The sequence below is a fragment of the Bifidobacterium felsineum genome, assembly GCF_002802915.1.
GTDB classification, from domain to species: domain Bacteria; phylum Actinomycetota; class Actinomycetes; order Actinomycetales; family Bifidobacteriaceae; genus Bifidobacterium; species Bifidobacterium felsineum.
In genome coordinates, this window is sequence record NZ_PEBJ01000001.1 from 727,344 (window position 1) to 749,190 (window position 21,847).

Annotated in this window: 12 protein-coding genes; 11 read left to right on the forward strand and 1 reads right to left on the reverse strand. The window is 59.2% G+C overall.

From position 1 onward, the window contains the following. Positions 1-189 precede the first annotated feature (189 nt). The 5 genes from CSQ86_RS03000 to CSQ86_RS03020 all read left to right on the forward strand — a co-directional run bounded on the left by CSQ86_RS03000 (position 190) and on the right by CSQ86_RS03020 (position 8,976). Complete coding sequence (locus CSQ86_RS03000; RefSeq protein WP_100493590.1) at positions 190-1,536, forward strand: glycoside hydrolase family 30 protein; 1,347 nt, start codon at positions 190-192, stop codon at positions 1,534-1,536. 198 nt (positions 1,537-1,734) lie between these two features. After that, a complete protein-coding gene (locus CSQ86_RS03005; protein ID WP_100493591.1) occupies positions 1,735-4,269 on the forward strand; it encodes a glycoside hydrolase family 31 protein in 2,535 nt (844 codons plus the stop codon). 99 nt (positions 4,270-4,368) lie between these two features. After that, positions 4,369-5,007: a TetR/AcrR family transcriptional regulator gene (locus tag CSQ86_RS03010; protein ID WP_100493592.1), complete on the forward strand. Its 639-nt coding sequence runs from the start codon at positions 4,369-4,371 to the stop codon at positions 5,005-5,007. Between the two features lie 309 nt (positions 5,008-5,316). Continuing rightward, positions 5,317-7,671, forward strand: coding sequence for a glycoside hydrolase family 3 N-terminal domain-containing protein (locus tag CSQ86_RS03015; protein WP_100493764.1), 2,355 nt, complete (start codon positions 5,317-5,319; stop codon positions 7,669-7,671). Positions 7,672-7,842: 171 nt separating this feature from the next. Beyond that, on the forward strand, positions 7,843-8,976 hold the full coding sequence (locus tag CSQ86_RS03020; protein ID WP_100493593.1) for a glycoside hydrolase family 5 protein: 1,134 nt from the start codon (positions 7,843-7,845) through the stop codon (positions 8,974-8,976). Between the two features lie 58 nt (positions 8,977-9,034). Here CSQ86_RS03020 and CSQ86_RS03025 read toward each other — a convergent pair whose 3' ends face one another. Next, positions 9,035-9,628 carry a TetR/AcrR family transcriptional regulator gene (locus CSQ86_RS03025; RefSeq protein ID WP_100493594.1) on the reverse strand — a complete coding sequence of 198 codons (594 nt, stop codon included), beginning with the start codon at positions 9,626-9,628 and terminating at the stop codon, positions 9,035-9,037. Between the two features lie 240 nt (positions 9,629-9,868). Between CSQ86_RS03025 and CSQ86_RS03030 the strand changes: the two genes are divergently transcribed. The 6 genes from CSQ86_RS03030 (at position 9,869) to CSQ86_RS03060 (ending at position 21,843) form a co-directional block, all read left to right on the forward strand. Beyond that, positions 9,869-12,121 (forward strand): exo-alpha-(1->6)-L-arabinopyranosidase, encoded by a 2,253-nt coding sequence (locus CSQ86_RS03030; protein ID WP_100493595.1) that lies wholly within the window; start codon positions 9,869-9,871, stop codon positions 12,119-12,121. A gap of 179 nt (positions 12,122-12,300) precedes the next feature. Continuing rightward, positions 12,301-12,774, forward strand: a complete 474-nt coding sequence (locus CSQ86_RS03035) for a MarR family winged helix-turn-helix transcriptional regulator (RefSeq protein ID WP_100493596.1) — start codon at positions 12,301-12,303, stop codon at positions 12,772-12,774. A 38-nt stretch (positions 12,775-12,812) separates the two neighbouring features. Continuing rightward, positions 12,813-14,720 carry an ABC transporter ATP-binding protein gene (locus tag CSQ86_RS03040; RefSeq protein ID WP_100493765.1) on the forward strand — a complete coding sequence of 636 codons (1,908 nt, stop codon included), beginning with the start codon at positions 12,813-12,815 and terminating at the stop codon, positions 14,718-14,720. Next, positions 14,717-16,732: an ABC transporter ATP-binding protein gene (locus tag CSQ86_RS03045; protein ID WP_100493597.1), complete on the forward strand. Its 2,016-nt coding sequence runs from the start codon at positions 14,717-14,719 to the stop codon at positions 16,730-16,732. Before CSQ86_RS03040 ends, CSQ86_RS03045 begins: the two co-directional genes overlap by 4 nt. A 633-nt stretch (positions 16,733-17,365) precedes the next feature. After that, positions 17,366-20,671, forward strand: a complete 3,306-nt coding sequence (ileS, locus tag CSQ86_RS03055) for a mupirocin-resistant isoleucine--tRNA ligase (RefSeq protein ID WP_100493598.1) — start codon at positions 17,366-17,368, stop codon at positions 20,669-20,671. Between the two features lie 215 nt (positions 20,672-20,886). Then, on the forward strand, positions 20,887-21,843 hold the full coding sequence (locus tag CSQ86_RS03060; RefSeq protein WP_100493599.1) for a nucleoside hydrolase: 957 nt from the start codon (positions 20,887-20,889) through the stop codon (positions 21,841-21,843). Positions 21,844-21,847: the final 4 nt, after the last annotated feature.

Sequence of the window (21,847 nt, forward strand, 5' to 3'; positions counted from 1 at the left end):
AGTAGATAAATAACTCATAAGATATTCACAATAATTGATATATGTCGGTGTTTCCAAGTCATATCTTGCACTATTATATATCTAGTAGTTGTTAGATAAAGAAATCGCCTGACAACGAAGATGCATAACTCAATGAAGAGCAACGCGGCTGGAGCAACCGCGCAACCATCCCAAGAAAGGAAATCCATCATGACCACATGGATCGCCACCACCCCAGGCGCCAAGCTTGTGGACCGTTCGGCTGAAATCGCGGCAACCGGAGCCACCGCGGCCCCGGACCTGCAGCTCGACGGCAATGAATACCAGTCGCTGCGTGGTTTCGGCGGCTGCTTCAACGAACTCGGCTGGCTACCGCTGCAGACCGTGACCGAAGCCGAACGCGATCAGATCATCAAGGAACTCTTCGACCCTGAAGAGATGAACTTCACGTTCAACCGCGCGCCTGTGGCCGCCAACGACTTCGCCGACCACTGGTACAGCTACGACGAGGTCGAAGGCGACTACGACATGGAGCACTTCTCCGTCGAACGTGACGAGGAGACCCTGATCCCTTACATCCACCGTGCTCAGGAATGGCAGCCGGATATGCGTCTGTTCTCCAGCCCGTGGTCCCCGCCGACTTGGATGAAGCGCCCGAAGGCCTACAACTACGGCCGTCTCATCCAGACCCCAGAAAACCTCAAGGCCTACGCCAAGTACCTGGTCAAGTACATCCAGGCCTACGCCGAACACGGCATCACCGTGAACCAGCTGCACGTGCAGAACGAGGTGTTCGCCGACCAGAAGTTCCCGAGCGCCCTGTGGGACGCCGAAGCCCTCAAGGTCTTCATCCGCGACTACCTCGGCCCTGCCTTCGATGAAGCCGGCCTCGACACCGACATCTGGCTGGGCACCCTGAACGGTCCGGAAGACATGAAGTGGACCGGCGGTGGCTATGGCATGGCCTTGAACAACTACAACCGTTTCGTGGACAACATCCTCTTCGATGACGGCGCCCGCCATTACATCAAGGGCATCGCCTACCAGTGGGCCGGCCAGAACTGCATCGCCCGCACCCACGAATCCTGGCCGGAGATCGAGCTCATCCAGTCCGAATCCGAGTGCGGTGACGGTCAGAACACCTGGGAATACGCCGAATACGTGTTCCACCTGATCAACCACTACTTCCGCAACGGTGCCACCGCATACACCTACTGGAACATGATCTTGGATGATCAGGATTCCACTTGGGGATGGTGGCAGAACTCTCTGTTCACCATCACCGCCGACACCCACGAAGTGCGTCGCAACCCCGAATACTACGTGATGCGTCACTTCTCCAAGTACGTGCGCCCGGGTGCCAAGGTGCTCGGCACCACCGGTCACTTCAACTCCATGGCCATCGCCTTCCGCAACCCGGACGGCACGGTGGTCGTCGTGGCCCAGAACGCGCTGGAGAACGAGATGCCGTTCGAGTTCGCCGACCCGGCCAACGCATCCCGCGGCCTCAAGGCGACGCTCGCCCCGCGCTCCTTCAACACCTTCGTGCTTGACTGATTGATTTCGGTTGGCCTAGCAGACTCCCCTCAATCGCACATGATGAGGGGAGTCTTGCGTTATTAGGCATCTGCCGTATCGTGACTGCCGGGCAGGTTGCTTTTCGTCTGGGAATTCATGCTTCGACTCTGGTTTGGTGGCTGCTGATGATATCGTTGTCATGAACGACAGGTGGCACCCCACGCAAAGGAGCACGGCATGACTTTCCCGCAACTGGCAACCAACCCCGGCATGAATCCGGCGTCGGTGATTCAAGGCGACCGCTGGCGCGTCGGCGTGCTTACCGAATCACTCATCCGCCTCGAATGGCAGGGGGATGGTCACTTCGAAGACCATGCTACGCAGATGGTTGTGGACCGCGATTTCGCCGGTGAGACTCCGCGGTTTACTCAGACTGTTCGCGATGGGTTGCTGATTGTCGATACGCCGGCTTTGCGCCTGACCTATGACATGCAGCCCTTCAGCAAGGAAGGCCTGAGCATCGTGGTCAAAGGCGTGGCCAACTCCCAGATGAACACTTGGCATTACGGCGATGTGCAGCGTGGCAATCTCAGGAGCACCGCCCGAACGTTGGATGAAGTGAATGGCGAGACGGAACTTGGCCTTGGCGTGATCTCCCATGACGGATGGGCGGTCATCGACGACTCCGCCTCCAACATCATCGTGGACGGTGCCGAAGCTGCCGAAGTCAAGGGCGAGACCAATCCATTCGGTACTTGGGTCGTCCCACGTGACAACGATGGCATCGATCTGTACTTCTTCGGCTACGGTCATCGGTTCATCGAAGCCGTGCAGGACTTCTACCGCTTGACCGGCCCAACTCCGCTATTGCCGCGCTTCGCCCTCGGCAACTGGTGGAGTCGCTACCATCGCTACACCGAGGCCGAATATCTGGAGCTGGTGGACCGCTTCGAACAGGAAGGCTTGCCGTTCACCACCGCCGTCATCGACATGGATTGGCATCTCGTGGATGACGTGGACCCCAAATATGGATCCGGTTGGACCGGATACACATGGAACCGCAAATTCTTCCCCGATCCAGAACGATTCCAGCGCACGCTACACGAGCACGGCCTCAAAACCACACTCAACGTCCACCCGCGTGACGGTATTCGTGCCTTCGAAGATGGATACGACGAAGTGGCCGAATCCATGGGGCTTGACCCTAAAAGCGAAGAGCCGGTGGAATTCGATCTGACCAGCCCGCGCTTCATGAATGCCTACTTCCAACTCCATCACAGGCTCGAAGCCATGGGTACTGATTTCTGGTGGCTTGACTGGCAGCAAGGCGGTGTGACCCGTCAGAAGGGTCTCGACCCATTATGGATGCTCAACCACATGCATTACCTCGATTCAGGACGCGACGGCCATTGGCCGCTCACCTTCTCGCGTTATGCAGGCCCGGGCTCGCATCGTTATCCGGTCGGTTTCTCCGGCGACACGGTGGTCACATGGGAATCGCTCAAATTCCAGCCCTACTTTACTTCGACTGCATCCAACATCGGGTATGGCTGGTGGAGTCACGACATTGGCGGCCACATGTTCGGCTACCGCGATGAGGAACTTGAGGCGCGCTGGTATCAGCTCGGCACGTTCAGCCCTATCAACCGACTGCACTCTACTGATTCGCCATTCAATGGCAAGGAACCGTGGAACTTCCACGCACAGACGGAAGCGGCGATGGATATGGCGCTGCGGCTTCGCCACATGCTGCTGCCATACCTGTACACGATGAATTGGCGAGCCGCCGTCGAAGGCCGTCCGCTGGTTGAACCGATGTACTGGCAGTCGCCGGAAAACGTGAACGCCTATGGCGTGGAGCAGGAATTCCGCTTCGGAACCGAGCTGATTGTGGCGCCTATCGTGACGCCCGCCGATCGCGATGTGCAGATGGCAAAAGCGGACGTCTGGTTGCCGCGGGGCACATGGTTCGATTTCTTCACCGGACGCCGCTATGAATCTCGTTCGGCCAACGGTCGTAAATTCGAGGTATGGCGCGGGCTCGACAGCATGCCGGTGTTCGCCAAGGCAGGCGGTATCGTGCCGCTGCAGCAACTGGATGAACTGAACGGCCGCGAGAACTCCGTCGATAATCCGGTGCATCTCGAGGTATTGATATTCCCCGGTGCTTCTGGCGCGTTTACGCTCAAGGAGGACGATGGCTCCAATCAGGCCCGTCCGGACACATCGGCTTTGGCCTCCACATCCATGACCTTTACCTGGCATGGGGGAGGGGAAAATACAGCCATTGCCGGCGAAACCGCTGACCTGTCCAGGTTTGTCATCGCACCGGTGTCGGGCAATACCGCGGCTGTTCCCGAATGCCGTACGTGGACTATTACCTTCCAAGGCGTGGCACGAACCGATCTTGCGGTTACTGTGGACGGCGAGCCTGTCGAAGCGCGGATCTCGTATGATGCGGACACGTTCGGCCTGTCGGTCACCGTCGCCAATGTGCCGATTGCCGCGGAAGTCGTGATTTCGGGTGCATTGGCTATCGCAGATGATCCGGCCATCGAAGACGCCTTCCGTGTGCTCTACGATGCACAGATCGACTACCTCACTAAGGAACGCGCATACTCGCTCATTCGCGAGAACGGTGCCGGTGCATTGGGTGCTTTGCATACGTTGGAAAGCCACGCCAGCAGCCATCCGCGTCATGACTTCGATGATTCGCATATGCCGGTTTCAGTGATTCAAGCCGTGGCTGAGCCGCTACTTCGCACCGCGTGATCGAATCCGCGGCGATTCATGGCCGGTGGCTCCCATCGCATCCCGCAGTGGGAGCCCTTTGTTACCGCTTGGTAATGAAGTGGGATACACTAGGCAGCTATGGCCGCAGAAACCACTTCCAATCACAAACGAGTCCGTAAATCGCCGCTTGAACGCAAACGTGAGATTCTCGACGCCGCAGTGCGCCTGATCTCCGAGCGTGGATACAACGGCATTTCGGTGCAGGATGTGGCGGATGCAGTAGGCGTCACCAAGCAGGGCGTGCTGCGATATATTGGCAGCAAGGACAATATGCTTTCGATGGTGTACCTCGATAACTACAATGTGGGTGGCAATGTCAGCGACTTCAAGGCTTCTGGTTTGCCGGGCTCCACGGCCGATGACCTTCGCCTGCCGGCCTATTTGCGCTATCTGGTTCACTACAACTCCCAGCGGCGTATGTTGGTGCAACTGTTCTCCGTGCTGCAGGTGGAAACCTTCAACCCCGATCATCCGCTGCATAAGGAGTTCGCCGATCGTCAGAATTCGATTTGGAAATATTATTCCGGTTTCGACTGGCGCATTCCTCCGTCATTCTCCTCATTTGATGAGATTCGACCCACTGTGCGCAAAGCGTTGGAGGTCATGGATGGCATCCAACTGCGTTGGCTGCGCGAACCTGCCATTGATCTGAACGAGGAATGGGCCGAATTCGAGCCCTTGCTGTTCCCGTCGCCATTGTGGGATGGCTATCGCTGAGGCTAGCTGCCTCCAGCTGCCCCTCGACTGTACCCGGCTGCGCTTCGTCCGTATCCCGGTCGCGCAGTTACTGCCTGTTTTGCCGGAAAAACAGACTGTAACTGCGCGTGTGAACGAATAGGCCGCGCAGTTACTGCTTGTTTTGGTTCGGAAACCGGCAGTAACTGCGCAGGTGTTGCATTGCTGCGCGCAGTTACTGCCCCTTAGGGTAAAACCATCGCTGTTTTCCGCGTGTTGCGACGCAGGCCACGGTAAACTACCAATTGGTAATTAAAGATGTTCGATTTCATCGAGGAAAGCGAAACCGCCATGACCGCAAACACCGCAACCGCAACACCCCTGCCTTACAAGAACCCTGAACTGCCTGCATCCGAACGCATCGCAGACCTGCTCTCCCGCATGACGCTGGAGGAGAAGGTCGGCCAGATGATGCAGCTTGACGCCCGTGGCGGCGACCTGGACGACCTCATCGTCAACAAGCACGTCGGTTCCATCCTGCACACCAGCCCGGAGGATCTGCCGCGCGCGGTCAAAACCGTCAATGAGAAAACCCGCCTCGGCATCCCGCTGGTCATCGGTGATGACTGCATCCACGGTTACTCCTTCTGGCCCGGTGCCACGATCTTCCCCTCGCAGCTCGGCATGGCACTGAGCTGGGACGCCGAAAAGGTGCGTCAAGCAGGCCGCGCCACCGCTGAGGAAGTCTCCTGCACCGGTGTGCACTGGACCTTCTCTCCGGTGCTGTGTATCGCACGCGACACCCGCTGGGGCCGTGTGGATGAAACCTTCGGCGAAGACCCGATGCTGATCGGCGAGCTCGCCTCCGCCATGGTCAAGGGCTACCAGGGAGGTGCCAAGGCCGGCGAGAAGCTGCCGAAGGATGCGATCTTGGCTTGCGCCAAGCATTTCGCTGGCTACTCCGAAACCCAGGGCGGACGCGACGCTTCCGAAGCTGACCTTTCCCACCGCAAGCTTGAATCATGGTTCCTGCCGCCATTTGAACGTGTGGCCAAGGAAGGCTGCGGTACCTTCATGCTTGGTTACGAATCCATCGACGGTGTGCCGGTCACCTTCAACAAGTGGCTGCTGACCGACAAGCTGCGCGGTGCATGGAAGTACAACGGCACGCTGATCACCGACTGGGATAATGTCGGCCGCTCCGTCTGGGAGCAGAAGGTCAAGCCGGATTATGTGCACGCTGCAGCGGACGCGGTCAAGGCCGGCAACGATTTGGTCATGACCACCCCGCAGTTCTACGAGGGTGCCATCGAAGCGGTGAAGACCGGACTTCTGGACGAATCCCTGATTGACGAAGCCGTCGCCCGTATTCTGGCTCTAAAGTTCCGCCTTGGTCTGTTCGAAGATCCACGTCTGCCTGATGCCGAACGCATTAAGACTGTCATCGGCTCCGAAGAACACCAGCGGATCAACCTTGAACTGGCTCGCGAAGCCGTGGCTCTGCTGCGCAACGACGGCAACCTGCCGTTCGCTGCCAACAAGGCCAAGCGCATCGCCGTGGTCGGCCCGCTTGCCGATGACGCGCAGAATCAGCTCGGCGACTGGACCGGCAACTCCGGCCAGGTCTCCTGGATGCCTGACGGCCAGCCTCGTGAGATGATCGCCACCGTGCTCGACGGCATCAAGCAGTTTGCCGGCGAAAACACTGAAGTCGTGTACTCTCGCGGTGCCAACATCGTTGACCTCGTCACCGATCCGGCTGGCGAACTCTATCCGGATGGGCAGCCCCGTCCGAAGATCGGTGTCTCCGCCGCAGTCGATCAGGCGATGCTCGACGAAGCCGTGGCCAACGCTCGCCAATCCGACCTGATTGTGGCTGTAGTGGGCGATACCGTGCAGCTCACTGGTGAAACCTGCTCCACCGCCACCCTCGAACTGCTCGGCGGCCAGAACGCGCTGCTCGATGCGCTCGCAGCCGTGGCCAAGGAAACCGGCAAGCCGATGGTCACCGTACTGGTGAGCTCCAAGCCGCAGATTTTGCCCGCATCCATCGTGGGTGAAAATGGCGTGTTCGCCAAGCGTGTAAGCGACCCTGAAACCGGCACCGGCTCGATTCTGTGGGCCGCAAATCCAGGCATGAAGGGCGGTCAGGCCATCGCCGAAATCATCTTCGGCCTGACCAACCCGTCCGGTCGCCTGCCTGTCACATTCCCGCGTCACGCCGGCCAGCTGCCGGTCTACTACAATCAGGTGCGCGGTCAGCATGGCGACCGTTACGCCGACCTCACACAGGATCCGGCTTTCGCATTCGGCGAGGGTCTGAGCTATACCACCTTCGAATATGGTGAGCCGGTCATCACCGGCGGCGCAACCAACACGGACGGTACCTTCACTGAATCTGATACCGTACACGCTGAAATCACCCTGACCAACACAGGTGATGTTGCCGGCACTGAAGTCGTGCAGGCCTACATCGGCGACATCGTGACCTCCTACAGCTGGACCGACCGCGAACTGAAGGCCTTCCAGCGCGTGACACTCGAGCCCGGCGAAACCAAGACCGTCACCTTCGAGATTCCTGTCGCTGACTGCACCATCGTGGACTCCGAGGCCAACCGCATTGTTGAGCCCGGTGAATTCGAACTGCTCATCGGCCACTCGTCCCGTCGTGAAGACCTGAAGCGCACCACGTTCACCGTGGCATAGTGCGCAGGGGCGTCGGAAAGCCACTGCCTCTTCCGTCGGTAATCTGACGCGATGTTTCGGAGGCCCTCGAACGGGGGCCTCCATTATGTTGATGGGCGAGGTTGTTTCCGAAAACTGGCACCCTTGACCGGCTGAAGAAATTCCTGGTATCCCGTATCGAAATAATGATGTATGAATAACAGCATGGGAATAGTCGAGCGAATCAATGGAGTGAACCTCGGCAATTGGCTGGTGCTGGAACGGTGGATGAAGCCGAAGTTATTCGAGCCGAGTGGCGAAACGGACGAAATGTGGCTGCACCGGGCCATGGAACCGGCCGAGCTCGAGGCTTTGTTGCGGCGCCATCGCGACACGTACATTACGGAAGCTGATTTTCGCAATATTGCCGCGCATGGCTGCAATCTGGTGCGCATCCCTGTGCCGTATTTCGTATTCGGTGATATTCCAGGCCACCCGGGCTGCGTCGAATATCTGGACAAGGCGTTTGATTGGGCCGAACAAACGGGGCTCGGGATTCTGATTGACTTGCACACGGTGCCCGGCTCGCAGAACGGATTCGATAACGGTGGACTCACTGGTGTGGTGCGCTGGCATCACAGTCCACGTGCGGTCGCCTATGCGTTGGAGGTGTTGACCTGTCTGGCCAAGCGATACCACGATCGCGAGGCGTTGTTCGGCATCGAGGTATTGAACGAGCCGATTGATTGGCTCACCTATGTGATGTCGCCGTCGAGCAGGCAGGCGAAAGACCGGTCCGAAGCGCGGGGAAGTGGGCCAATTCCGATGGCGTTCCTCAAGCGTTTCTATCGCGAAGCGTATCGTCGGTTGCGTCCGGTTCTGACGGAGGGTCAAATCATCGTGTTCCATGACGGCTTCCGGCTAGGCCGTTGGCGGGACTGGTTTATACGCGAAGGCATGCAAGGTGTCATGCTCGATACGCATATCTACTTGGTCGTGGCTGAGCAATTCCCACTGCTTCGCATGATTCCCGAGCGGAGGATGATGGACTTTTATCAATTGTTCGTGCGTTGGAGCGAGCTGCGCATCCGTCTTGCCGCCCGGTATACGCCGGTGATTGTAGGGGAGTGGTGCGTGGCCAATAATCTGGTGAATCGGCTCGGAAGGACCGGTTCAAGGAGGTGGAGTGACGCCATCTATCGTCAGGTTGCCGCCATACAGCGCAAAGCATGGGATGCTTCCGCCGGCCAGATTTACTGGAGCTATCGGCTGCGCGGCGATTCACCCATCGCACATCCTGACCCGTGGGATCTCACCCACGTTTGGCATGCCGGTTGGATGCTCTGAGTGGCAACGCGGGATGTCGTGCAATCGTACGATTGCGAACAGTGGCTAGGCGTCGCAGTCAGCGATACCCATTCCAAATCGGCAGCGGGAACAGCACCTCCTCGCAATCCGTCCACATGACGTTGAGGTCCTGTCCGGGGGAGCGCAGCCAACGCAGCTGGATGCCGTCCATCATCGAAAAGGCGGCCTGCAAGACATGCTCGACGTTTACGCCGTTCGGCACAGACCAATTGATGTTTTGCGCATTGGCCACGGTCTGCCGCTCGCGGTCGGCGAAATAAGCGTGCGCGGGGTGGCCGGAATCCAATGCCTCGGCGCTCAACGTGGAGAACATGTGCACCAACGAGGGGCGCTTCGCGTTGACGGCCACCACGCGGCGCAGCATATCAGGTATCAGAGGTCGGTCCTCGGTCACCATGCCAGCGGTAAGAGCAATGGTTTCCTTGTCGTATACCTCGCCAAGTACTAGCTCGAGCAACCCCTCTTTGCTGCCCACGTAATGCAATACGCCGGCTTTGGTGAGTCCCACTTCTGTGGCGATGCGCTGCAGGGAGGTGCCGTAGTAGCCAAGTTTGCCGAAGGATTCGACGGTGGCTTCGATGATGGCGTTGCGACGGTCATCTGTCTGCGTGTTAGGGGAGGTGCTGCTCATGAAGGTAACCTTACGGTCGGTTAGTAGTGTTTTCAAATGATTATGGCGTGTTGTGATTCTGAATTTGATAATCTACCTACCAACCGGTTGGTCGAGAGAAAACGACCTGGAATTCATGGCTGGGGATTCACTGCTGAATTCGCAGATGAATTCCACGGATGATGAAGCGTCGCATGACGGTGCTTGGCTCCGAACCGCACAGACCGACTGAGATCGCACAACTCAAAGAAAGAGGTTCCCATGAGCGAGCAGACATACCCTTCCGTCAAGGACCTGACCCTCGAAGAAAAAGCATCCCTCACCTCGGGCGGCGACGCATGGCATCTGCAGGGTGTCGAATCCAAAGGCATCCCCGGCTACATGATCACCGACGGCCCTCACGGCCTGAGGAAATCCCTGGCCTCCAGCACCGGCGAAACCGATCTTGACGACTCCGTGCCGGCCACCTGCTTCCCGCCGGCCGCCGGTCTGTCCAGCTCGTGGAACCCGGAACTCATCCATCAGGTCGGCGAGGCCATGGCCGAGGAATGCATTCAGGAGAAGGTGGCCGTAATCCTGGGCCCCGGCGTCAACATCAAGCGCAATCCGCTCGGCGGCCGTTGCTTCGAATACTGGTCCGAAGACCCGTATCTGGCCGGCCATGAAGCGGTCGGCATCGTCGCCGGCGTGCAGTCCAAGGGCGTGGGCGCTTCCCTGAAGCATTTCGCTGCTAACAATCAGGAGACCGACCGTCTGCGCGTGGACGCTCGCATCAGCCAGCGTGCCCTGCGTGAGATTTACCTGCCGGCATTCGAGCACATCGTCAAAACCGCCCAGCCGTGGACCATCATGTGCTCCTACAACCGCATCAACGGCGTGCACTCCGCCCAGAACCACTGGCTGTTGACCGACGTGCTGCGCAACGAATGGGGCTTCGAAGGCATCGTCATGTCCGACTGGGGTGCCGACCATGACCGCGTGGCCTCTCTGAACGCCGGACTGAACCTCGAAATGCCGCCGAGCTACACCGACGATCACGTGGTGTATGCCGCTCGCGACGGCCGTATCTGCCCGGCTCAGCTTGACCGCATGGCTCAGGGCATGATCGACCTGACCAACAAGGCCCGTGCCGCCATGAGCATCGAAGGCTACCGCTTCGACGTGGACGCGCACGATGAAACCGCTCACCAGGCCGCCGTGGAATCCATGGTGCTGCTCAAGAACGATGAGGCCATCCTGCCGCTCGACCCGAGCGCGGGCGAGAAGATCGCCGTCATCGGCGAGTTCGCTCGCACTCCGCGTTACCAGGGCGGCGGCTCCTCGCATATCACACCCACCAAGATGACCAGCTTCCTCGACACCCTTGCCGAGCGCGGCATCGCAGCCAGCTTCGCCCCTGGCTTCACGCTCGACCTCGAGCCTGCCGATCCGGCACTGGAAGCCGAAGCCATTAAGGCAGCCAAAACCGCCGACAAGGTGCTTATGTTCTTGGGGCTTCCGGAAGCCGCCGAATCCGAAGGCTTCGATCGCGAGAACCTCGACATGCCGGCCAAGCAAATTGAGCTGCTGCGCCAGGTCGCCGAAGTGAACCCGAACGTGGCCGTGGTGCTCTCCAACGGTTCCGTGGTCTCCGTGCACCCCTGGGCCCAGTACGCCAAGGGCATTCTGGAATCCTGGCTGCTCGGCCAGGCCGGCGGCCCGGCGCTCGCCGACGTGATCTTCGGCAAAGTGAGCCCCTCCGGCAAGCTCGCCCAGTCCATCCCGCTGGATATCAACGATGACCCGAGTATGCTCAACTGGCCAGGCGAGGAAGGCCATGTGGACTACGGCGAAGGTGTATTCGTGGGCTATCGCTACTACGACACCTATAACAAGGCGGTCGATTACCCGTTCGGCTACGGCCTGAGCTACGCCACGTTCGAAATCTCCGATGTGAAGGCCACCAAGACCGGCGATAATACTGCAACCGTGACCGCAACCGTGACCAACACCTCCGATGTGGACGCCGCCGAAACCGTGCAGGTCTACGTGGCTCCGGGCAAGGCCGATGTTGCCCGCCCGGTGCATGAGCTCAAGGGCTTTGCCAAGGTGTTCCTCAAGGCCGGCGAATCCGAGACCGTGACCATCGACCTCGACGAGCGCGCGTTCGCCTACTGGTCCGAGAAGTTCAACGACTGGCATGTGGAGACCGGCGAGTATGGCATCGAAGTCGGCGTGAGCTCCCGCGACATTGCCGCAACGGTGAGCGTGAAACTCGACGGCGACGGCAAGACCCAGCCGCTGACCGAATGGTCCACCTTCGGCGAATGGTCCGCCGACCCGGTGGGCTCCAAGGTGGTCGAGGACTTGGCTGCTGCAGGTGAAAAGGGCGAACTGCCAAAGCTCACCGATAACGCCATGATGCGTATGTTCCTGAACTCCATGCCGATCAACTCGCTGCCTACCTTGATGGGCGAGGCCGGCAAGGACGTCACCAAATTCCTGCTCGACGGCTACGCCGAACTGCATAAGTAAGGAATGCGCGATTTGGCTCCCCTCAAAGAGGGGAGCTTTTTTGCGTCGTGCGACACGCTGATTGTTGCATGTGCAACTGTTGTATGTGGTGCGCATTACACTGTTTCGTTGCATATACAACAGTTGCACATGCGACGTAAGTATCGAAAACAATTAGGCAATCGAATGGGGGAAGAACCATGGATCATCATGCCCTCAGCATCGAAATGCGCTCACTGAGCAAGGCCGTGGACCGATATTTGGGAGAAAGCATGCCGGAATCCGCGCGTATCGCCACCGGCGGCAATGCCCATATCATCATCTTCCTGGCACGCAATCGCGGCCGCGATATCTACCAGCACACCATCGAGCAGAAATTCTGCATCACCCGATCCACCGCGTCCCGTGTGTTGACGCTGATGGAGAAGAAGGGGTTGATCGTGCGTGAGCCGGTGGCCCATGATGCCAGACTCAAACGCATCGTGCTCACCGACAAGGCCGATTCCATTGTGGCCGATCTCAAAGCCAATGGGGAGCGTGTGGAGCGTCTGCTGGTCGAGGGGCTGTCCGCGGAAGAGCAAGCAGCACTGCGCGATGGCGTCAGACGCATGCGAGCGAACATCGATGCCGCACAACGAGAATACGAACACGATATGAAGGAGGAGAGCAAATGAGCGATACCGCAACCAAGCGCAGTGCCTCAGCCGGCGATATGACGGCGGAAGACAGCGCAGCTGCCACTGAAGCGGCCATTGAACGTTCGCGCAAAGCCGTCGAACCCGAGCGCCCGAAGCACATTATCCGCACGCTGTTGGGATCGATGCGCCAATACACCAAGGAAAGCCTGCTGGCCCCGCTGTTTGTGTTCATCGAAGCCATTCTGGAAATCGTGATTCCTACGGTGATGGCCACCTTGATCGACCAGGGCATCACCGGCGGCAGCATGCCGGCCATCATCAAATTCGGCCTGATTCTGCTAGTATGCTCGCTGGTCTCTCTGGCCTGCGGCTTCCTGGCCGGAAAGTACGCCGCCATCGCCGCAGCCGGCTTCGCCAAGAACCTGCGTCGCGACCAGTTCGAACAGGTGCAGCGCTTCAGCTTCACCAACATCGACCGATTCTCCACCGGCTCCATCATCACCCGTTTGACCACTGATGTGACCAACCTGCAGATGGCCTACGGCATGATGGTCCGCATGGGTGTGCGCGCCCCGATTATGGTGGTTGTGGCATGGATCTTCTCGTTCCGCATCAGCCCATCGATTTCCATGGTGTTCCTTGCCTGCATCCCGATCCTGGCCATCGGCCTGTGTGGTCTCGCGGTGCTGGTGCACCCGGTGTTCGAGCGCGTGTTCCATACCTACGATGCGCTGAACAACGTGGTCGACGAGAACCTGCAGGGCATCCGCGTGGTGAAGTCCTACAACCGCGAATCCTTCGAAATCCACAAGTTCGACCGCATCTCCAAGCGCATTTTCAAGGACTTCACGCTGGCCGAGCGCATCATGAGCTTCAACAGCCCGATCATGATGTTCTGCATCTACGCTTCGATGATCCTGATTTCTTGGATGGGCGCTCAGCAGATCGTGGCGTCCGGCAACAACGCTGCAATGGGCCTGACTACCGGTGACCTCACCGCTCTCGTGACCTACGCCATGCAGATTCTGATGGCCATGATGATGCTGTCGATGATCTTCGTCATGTTCATCATCTCCCAGGCCTCCGCCGAGCGAATCTGCCAGGTGCTGCAGGAAAAGAGCACCGTGGTGGACCCGGAGAACCCGGTCAAGAGCGTTGCGGATGGCTCCATCGAATTCGATGACGTCACCTTCCGTTACTCCGATAGCTCCGAAAAGCCAGTACTCGACGACATCAACCTGACCATTCCTTCAGGAGCCACGGTGGGCATCGTCGGTGGCACTGGTTCCGCCAAGTCCTCGCTGGTGCAGCTGGTTCCCCGCCTCTACGATGTCTCCGCCGGTTCGCTCAAGGTCGGTGGCCGCGATGTGCGCGACTACGATCTCGAAGTCCTGCGCGATCAAGTGGCCATGGTACTGCAGAAGAACGTGCTGTTCTCCGGCACCATCGCTGAGAATCTGCGCTGGGGCAACCCGGATGCCACCGACGAGGAGATTCGCCACGCATGCCAGCTCGCTCAGGCGGACGGCTTCATTCAGGAATTCCCGGATAAGTACGACACCTACATCGAACAAGGTGGTACCAACGTATCCGGCGGCCAGCGCCAGCGCCTGTGCATCGCCCGTGCGCTGCTCAAGAAACCGAAGATCCTGATTCTGGATGACTCCACCTCCGCAGTCGATACCAAGACCGACAAGCTGATTCGTGAAGCCTTCCACCATGAGATTCCGGACACCACCAAGATTATCATCGCCCAGCGCGTGGCCTCGGTGCAGGAATCCGACATGATTCTGGTCATGGATGAAGGCCGCATCATGGCTCGCGGTACGCACAACGAACTGCTCGAGACCTGCGATGAATACCGTTCCATCTACGAATCCCAAACCAAGAACACCGCAGCAGGCCAGGCCGAAATCGAACAGGCCGCGGCCGAAGAAGCCGAACGCATGAAGAACGCAGCTGAGGAAGGAGAGGCACGATGAGCGACAAGCAGAGTTTCAAGAACCGTAAACCCGCCATGGGCAAGCCGGCTCCTGGCACCACCAAGCGCATCTTCGGCTACATCATGCAATACAAATGGCGCGTGGTGGCCATCGTGGCATGCATCCTCGTAGGTGCCGCCGCCCAGGCCGGCTCCGCGCTGTTTCTCCAGTCGCTGATCGACACCTACATCCTGCCGATGGTCGGCGCCAAGAATCCGAACTGGGGCCCGCTGCTTGAAGCCATCACTCTGATGGGCTGCCTGTATGTGGCCGGTATCGTGGCCAGCTGGCTCTGGCAGTGGCTGATCGTGACCGTGGAACAAGGCACGCTAAAGAAGATTCGTGACGACATGTTCGCCCACCAACAGCGTCTGCCGATCCGTTACTTCGACACCAATGAGCATGGCGACATCATGAGCCGCTACACCAACGACACGGATACGCTGCGCCAGGCCATCTCGCAGTCCTTCCCGCAGATGTTCGCCGCCGGCATCTCCGCGGTCGCCGCCGTGATCTCGATGCTGTGGCTCTCCATTCCGATCACCGTGTTCGTACTGCTGTTCACCGTGATGCTGTTCTTCATCGTCAAGGCGATCGTCGGCCGTGCGGGCCGCTACTTCGTCAAGCAACAGCATTGGCTGGGCGACGTGAACGCGTTCGTGGAGGAATCCGTGAACGGACAGAAGGTCATCAAGGTCTTCAACCATGAGGAAGCCACGCAGAAGACCTTCGATGAAAAAAACGAGGAACTGTTCGAGGCAGCCGCCGAAGCCAACACCTGGGGCAACGTCACGATGCCGGTGGTGGGCAACATGGGCTACATCCTCTACATCCTGCTCGCCATCGTGGGCGGTGCCATGGCGCTCGCCGGCGTGGGCAACGTGGGCCTGAACGGTTTCGGTCCGCTGACCCTCGGCACGCTGATCTCCTTGCTGACCCTGTCCCGTTCGTTCATCAACCCGCTTGGCCAGGTATCCATGCAGCTCAACATGGTGATGATGGCGCTCGCCGGTGCATCCCGTATCTTCGCGCTGATGGATGAACCGATTGAATCGGACAACGGTACGGTGACCTTGGTCAACGTGGCGCTGGGCGAGGACGGTCGAACCATGACCGAAGTCGATCATGAGACCGGCCACTGGGCATGGAAGCGTGAGGAAGGCGACGACGGCACGCGTTCGCTGAAGGCCGCAGAAAAACTGCATGGCGCCGCCCGCGAAGTGGCATTGAAGGCCAAGGAGCAGGCGATCACCTCATCGGACGGCCGCTTGACGCTGCTGCAGGGCGATGTGCGTTTCACCAACGTGACCTTCGGCTACAACCCGGACAAGCCGGTGCTGCACGACATCACCTGGTTCGCCAAGCCCGGCCAGAAGATGGCGCTCGTCGGTGCCACCGGTGCCGGCAAGACCACGGTGACCAACCTGATCAATCGCTTCTACGACATTCAGGAAGGCCAGATCCTGTACGACGGCATCGATGTGAAGAACATTCGTAAGCCTGATCTGCGCCGTTCGCTCGGCATTGTGCTGCAGGACGTGAACCTGTTCACCGGTACCGTGATGGACAACATCCGCTACGGCCGCCTGAGCGCCACCGATGAGGAATGCATCGAGGCCGCCAAGCTGGTGAACGCGGACGGCTTCATACGCATGCTGCCGCAGGGCTACCAGACCGTGCTTGAAGGTGACGGCTCCGGTCTTTCCCAAGGCCAGCGCCAGCTCATCTCCATCGCACGTGCCGCCGTGGCCGATTCCCCGGCTCTGATTCTCGACGAAGCTACTTCTTCGATCGATACCCGTACCGAGGAAGTGGTGCAGGCCGGCATGGACGCCTTGATGAAGGGCCGCACGGTCTTCGTGATCGCCCATCGTCTCTCCACTGTGCGCAACTCTGATGTGATCATGGTGCTCGACCATGGCAACATCATCGAGCGCGGTTCGCACGATGAGCTCATCGCGCAGAAGGGCGAGTATTACCAGCTGTATACCGGTGCCGTGGAGCTTGAGTAAGACGGACTGCTTTCGGTAACGTATGCAACAGGGGAGCCTCTCAGCATCTGGTTGAGAGGCTTCCCTGTTCATTTATGTGTTTTTCTTGGCTCCCCTTGTCAGGGGAGCTGGCGGCGAAGCCGACTGAGGGGTAGTTCCATGAAGATGCACCTCGGTTAGGAATGCGCACGACTGTAGGCGAGTGAAACGGCGTGAGTCTTTGACCCAGCGGCGTGCTACGATGTGCACCGTTGTTAGGCGTTGATCCGTTATCAGCGGGGAGCCTTCGGAAGAACAGCGGTTCTTGGCCTGATATATGGCCGCAGCCGCTCAGTAGAACCGACGGGATCGGCCCGAGACAGCCGAACGCAAGCGATCGCACGAATCGCAAAGCCGTTACGGTTTCGAATCCATCGAAATCAGGCATGCGAAGCGTGACGATAAGCGAGGTGGTACCGCGGTGCGGAGCGCGAACATAGCGCCCATCATCGTCCTCGTAGGTAGGAATGGCATGTAGAGCCGTTCCGGGGAATATAATGAGTTCCAACAGCGAGGCGATGAGTATATCGCACTCAGTTGGTGCACATGAATTCCCGGAATCTCAGTCAATACCGTTCCTGCAAGGACCAGCACAGTATTACTAGGAGATTTACGGTGAGCGAAAACGTATATCCCAAGGCGAACGAGGGCGGCGAAACCGCACACGTGGCGCCGAACCCCAGCTTCCCCAACATGGAGGAAACCGTTCTCGACTACTGGGATAAGGACGATACCTTCCAGAAGTCCGTGGAGCGCAACCCCTCCGGCGACCACAGCCAGAACGAATTCGTGTTCTTCGACGGTCCGCCGTTCGCCAACGGCCTGCCGCACTACGGCCACCTGCTGACCGGCTACGCCAAGGACGTGATCCCGCGCTACCAGACCATGAAGGGCCGCAAAGTCAACCGCGTCTTCGGTTGGGATACTCACGGTCTGCCTGCAGAGCTCGAAGCACAGAAGGAACTCGGCATCGACTCCGTCGATCAGATTGAGAAGATGGGCATCGATAAGTTCAACGATGCCTGCCGTGCATCCGTGCTGAAGTACACGCATGAATGGCAGGACTACGTGCACCGTCAGGCCCGCTGGGTGGACTTCGAGCACGGTTACAAGACCCTGAACATTCCGTACATGGAATCCGTGATGTGGGCCTTCAAGCAGCTGTACGACAAGGGCCTGGCCTACCAGGGCTACCGCGTGCTGCCGTACTGCCCGAAGGATCGCACGCCGCTTTCCGCGCACGAACTCCGCATGGATGCCGACGTCTACCAGGACCGTCAGGACACCACCGTCTCCGTGGCCGTGAAGCTGCGCGACGAGGACGCCTATGCCGTCTTCTGGACCACCACCCCGTGGACCGTGCCCACCAACTTCGCCATCGTGGTCGGCGCCGACATCGATTACGTGGAAGTCCAGCCCACCGAAGGCAAGTTCGCCGGCAAGAAGTTCTATCTCGGCAAGGACCTGCTGGGCCACTACACCAAGGAACTCGGCGAGAACTACGAAGTCGTGCGCGAGCTCAAGGGCTCCGAACTGGCTGGTCGCCGCTACTGGCCCGTCTTCCCGTACTTCGCCGGTGAAAAGGCCGAGACCGAAGGCAACGTGCCTGGTCCGAACGGCTACACCATCTTCACCGCCGACTACGTCGACACCGTTGAAGGTACCGGTCTTGTGCACCAGGCTCCTTACGGCGAAGACGATATGAACACGCTCAACGCCAAGGGCATCAAGAGCACCGACGTGCTCGATGCCGGCTGCCGTTTCACCTCCCAGTGCCCGGAATACGAAGGCATGTTCGTATTCGACGCCAACCTGCCGATCCTCAGGAACCTGCGTGCCGGTGACGGCCCGCTCGCCCAGATCGACGAAGACAAGCGCGCCATCCTCTTCCAGGAGAAGAGCTACGTGCACTCCTACCCGCACTGCTGGCGCTGCGCCACCCCGCTGATCTACAAGCCGGTGAGCTCCTGGTTCGTTTCCGTGACCAAGATCAAGCCGCGCCTGCTGGAGCTCAACCAGCAGATCAACTGGATTCCGGAGAACGTGAAGGACGGCCAGTTCGGCAAGTGGCTCGCCAACGCCCGCGACTGGTCCATCTCCCGCAACCGCTTCTGGGGCTCCCCGATCCCGGTGTGGGTCTCCGACGACCCGAAGTACCCGCGTGTGGACGTCTACGGCTCGCTCGAAGAGTTGAAGAACGACTTCGGCGACTACCCGCGTGACAAGGACGGCAACATCAACATGCACCGTCCGTGGATCGACAACCTGACCCGCCCGAACCCGGACGATCCGACCGGCAAGTCCACGATGCATCGCATCCCGGATGTGCTTGACTGCTGGTTCGAATCCGGTTCCATGTCGTTCGCGCAGTTCCACTACCCGTTCGAGAACAAGGAGAAGTTCGAACAGCACTTCCCGGCCGACTACATCGTCGAATACATCGGCCAGACCCGCGGTTGGTTCTACCTGCTGCACGTCATGGCCACCGCACTGTTCGACCGCCCGGCCTTCAAGAACGTGATCTGCCACGGCATCGTGCTCGGCTCCGACGGCCAGAAGATGTCCAAGCATTTGCGCAACTACCCGGACGTGAACGGTGTGTTCGACAAGTACGGTTCCGACGCCATGCGCTGGTTCCTCATGTCTTCACCGATTCTTCGTGGCGGTAACCTGATCGTCACCGCCGAAGGCATCCGTGACACGGTCCGCCAGGTCATGCTGCCGGTGTGGAGCTCCTACTACTTCTTCACGCTGTACGCCAACGCAGCCAACGGCGGCAAGGGCTTCGATGCTCGTCACCTCAACGCTGACGAAGTCGCCGGTTTGCCGGAGATGGACCGCTACCTGCTGGCACGTACCCGTCGCCTGGTGGAGAAGGTGGAGAAGTCGCTCAACGAGTTCGCCATCTCCGATGCCTGCGATGCAGCCTCCGACTTCATCGACGTGCTCACCAACTGGTACATCCGCAACACTCGTGACCGCTTCTGGAGCGAGGACGCGAACGCATTCAACACGCTGTACACCGTGCTCGAGGTGTTCATGCGCGTGCTCGCCCCGCTTGCCCCAATGGAAGCCGAATCCGTGTGGCGTGGTCTCACGGGCGGTGAGTCCGTGCATCTGGCTGATTGGCCGTTCGTCGTGGATGAGAAGACCGGCGAAACCACCGAACTCGGCCGCGTGTTGGTCGACGATCCGAAGCTGGTCAACGCCATGGAGAAGGTGCGCGAGGTCGTCTCCGGTACCCTGTCCCTGCGCAAGGCCTCCCAGATTCGCGTGCGCCAGCCGCTGTCCAAGCTCACCGTGGTGGTCGAGGATGTGGATGACGTCAAGCCGTACGCTGAGGTGTTGAAGTCCGAGCTCAACGTGAAGGACATCGAGTTCTGCACGATGGAGGACGCCGGCTCCCAGGGCCTGAAGATCGTGCACCAGCTGAAGGTCAACGCCCGTGCTGCAGGTCCGCGCCTCGGCAAGCAGGTGCAGTTCGCCATCAAGGCATCCAAGACCGGCGCTTGGCATGTGGATGCCTCCGGCGCTCCGGTGGTGGAGACTCCGAACGGTGACGTGGCTCTGGTTGAAGGCGAATATGAGCTCATCAACCGCGTGGAAGAGGAGAACGCCGCGGAGGCTGCCGCTTCCGTGTCCGCAGCTCTGCCGACCGGTGGTTTCGTGATCCTTGACACCGCGCTGAACGACGATCTCGTGGCCGAAGGCTACGCCCGCGACGCCATCCGTGCCGTGCAGGATGCCCGTAAGGACGCCGGTCTGGAAATCTCCGACCGTATCGCTCTGACGCTCACCGTGCCGGCCGCCGACGTGGCCAAGGCCGAACAGTTCAAGGACCTCATCGCTCACGAAACCCTCGCCACCTCCTTGGAAGTCAAAGAAGGCGCCGAGCTCGCTGTCGAGGTGAAGAAGGCCTGAATGATCTAGCCGCATAGCACATTCGCATCAGCGGCTGCATCACAGATAGGAAGCCTGGCTCCCATATGCATAGGGAGTCAGGCTTCTTTTCGTTGATCAAGTTACATGATTGTGCCACGCCCATGCTCACGAGGTTTGCCACATTCCCGTTAATATTAACGAGGTAAATCAATAGCCAATCGACTATTGATGGCAACACAGGGAAAGGCACTCCCATGACAAAGAAACTCATTCTGGATCTTGACACCGGTGTGGACGACGCCCTTGCCATTTCCTATGCGCTCGGCAGTCCGGAAGTCGAACTCATCGGCATCACCGGCACCTATGGCAACGTATTGCTCGAACAGGGTGTGCGTAACTCTCTGGCTATCACTGACCTGCTTGGTCACCCGGAGGTCAAGGTGTACAAAGGTTTGCCACATTCCAGCACCACTGATTCCTTCGAAGTACTTGACATTTCCGCGTTCATTCACGGTAAGAACGGCATCGGCGATGTGGATATCCCGGATTCGGACCGTGAACCGGAAGCCGAATCCGCGGTGGATTTCATCATCGATGCGGTCAAGACCTACGGCAAGGATTTGATCTACGTGCCCACCGGCCCAATGACCAACATTGCTGCTGCCTTGAAGAAGGCGCCCGAAATCAAGGATGAAATCGGCAAGATCGTACTCATGGGCGGCGCGTTGACCGTATGCGGCAATGTGAACGGCTGGGAGGAAGCCAACATCTCCCAGGATCCGGAAGCCGCGAACGAACTGTTCCGTTCCGGCGCTCCGGCCACGATGGTCGGCCTTGACGTCACGCTGCAGACCCTGCTGACCTACAAGGAAACCCAGACCTGGCGTGACCTTGGCACCAAGGCCGGTAACTTCCTTGCCGACATGACCGACTTCTATATCAAGGCCTATGAGACCACATCGCCACACCTCGGTGGCTGCGGCCTGCACGATCCGCTCGCCGTCGGCGTGGCCGTCGACCCCACATTGGTCACCACGCTGCCCATCAACATGAAGGTGGATGTCGAAGGTCCAACCCGAGGTCGCACCATCGGCGACAACACGCGCATGAACGATCCGGTCAAAACCATGCAGGCCGCCATCGACGTCGACGTGCCGCGCTTCCTTGACGAATTCATGACCCGCATCACCACGCTCGCCAAGAACGCCTAAGTGG

Excerpts from the sequence above, each read along its gene's own strand:
- CSQ86_RS03025 (WP_100493594.1), bottom strand. The coding sequence starts at position 9,628 with ATGAGCAGCACCTCCCCTAACACGCAGACAGATGACCGTCGCAACGCC.
- CSQ86_RS03045 (WP_100493597.1), top strand. The coding sequence starts at position 14,717 with ATGAGCGACAAGCAGAGTTTCAAGAACCGTAAACCCGCCATGGGCAAG.
- CSQ86_RS03060 (WP_100493599.1), top strand. The coding sequence starts at position 20,887 with ATGACAAAGAAACTCATTCTGGATCTTGACACCGGTGTGGACGACGCC.
- CSQ86_RS03035 (WP_100493596.1), top strand. The coding sequence starts at position 12,301 with ATGGATCATCATGCCCTCAGCATCGAAATGCGCTCACTGAGCAAGGCC.
- CSQ86_RS03020 (WP_100493593.1), top strand. The coding sequence starts at position 7,843 with ATGAATAACAGCATGGGAATAGTCGAGCGAATCAATGGAGTGAACCTC.
- CSQ86_RS03030 (WP_100493595.1), top strand. The coding sequence starts at position 9,869 with ATGAGCGAGCAGACATACCCTTCCGTCAAGGACCTGACCCTCGAAGAA.
- CSQ86_RS03000 (WP_100493590.1), top strand. The coding sequence starts at position 190 with ATGACCACATGGATCGCCACCACCCCAGGCGCCAAGCTTGTGGACCGT.
- CSQ86_RS03005 (WP_100493591.1), top strand. The coding sequence starts at position 1,735 with ATGACTTTCCCGCAACTGGCAACCAACCCCGGCATGAATCCGGCGTCG.
- CSQ86_RS03015 (WP_100493764.1), top strand. The coding sequence starts at position 5,317 with ATGACCGCAAACACCGCAACCGCAACACCCCTGCCTTACAAGAACCCT.
- CSQ86_RS03010 (WP_100493592.1), top strand. The coding sequence starts at position 4,369 with ATGGCCGCAGAAACCACTTCCAATCACAAACGAGTCCGTAAATCGCCG.
- CSQ86_RS03040 (WP_100493765.1), top strand. The coding sequence starts at position 12,813 with ATGACGGCGGAAGACAGCGCAGCTGCCACTGAAGCGGCCATTGAACGT.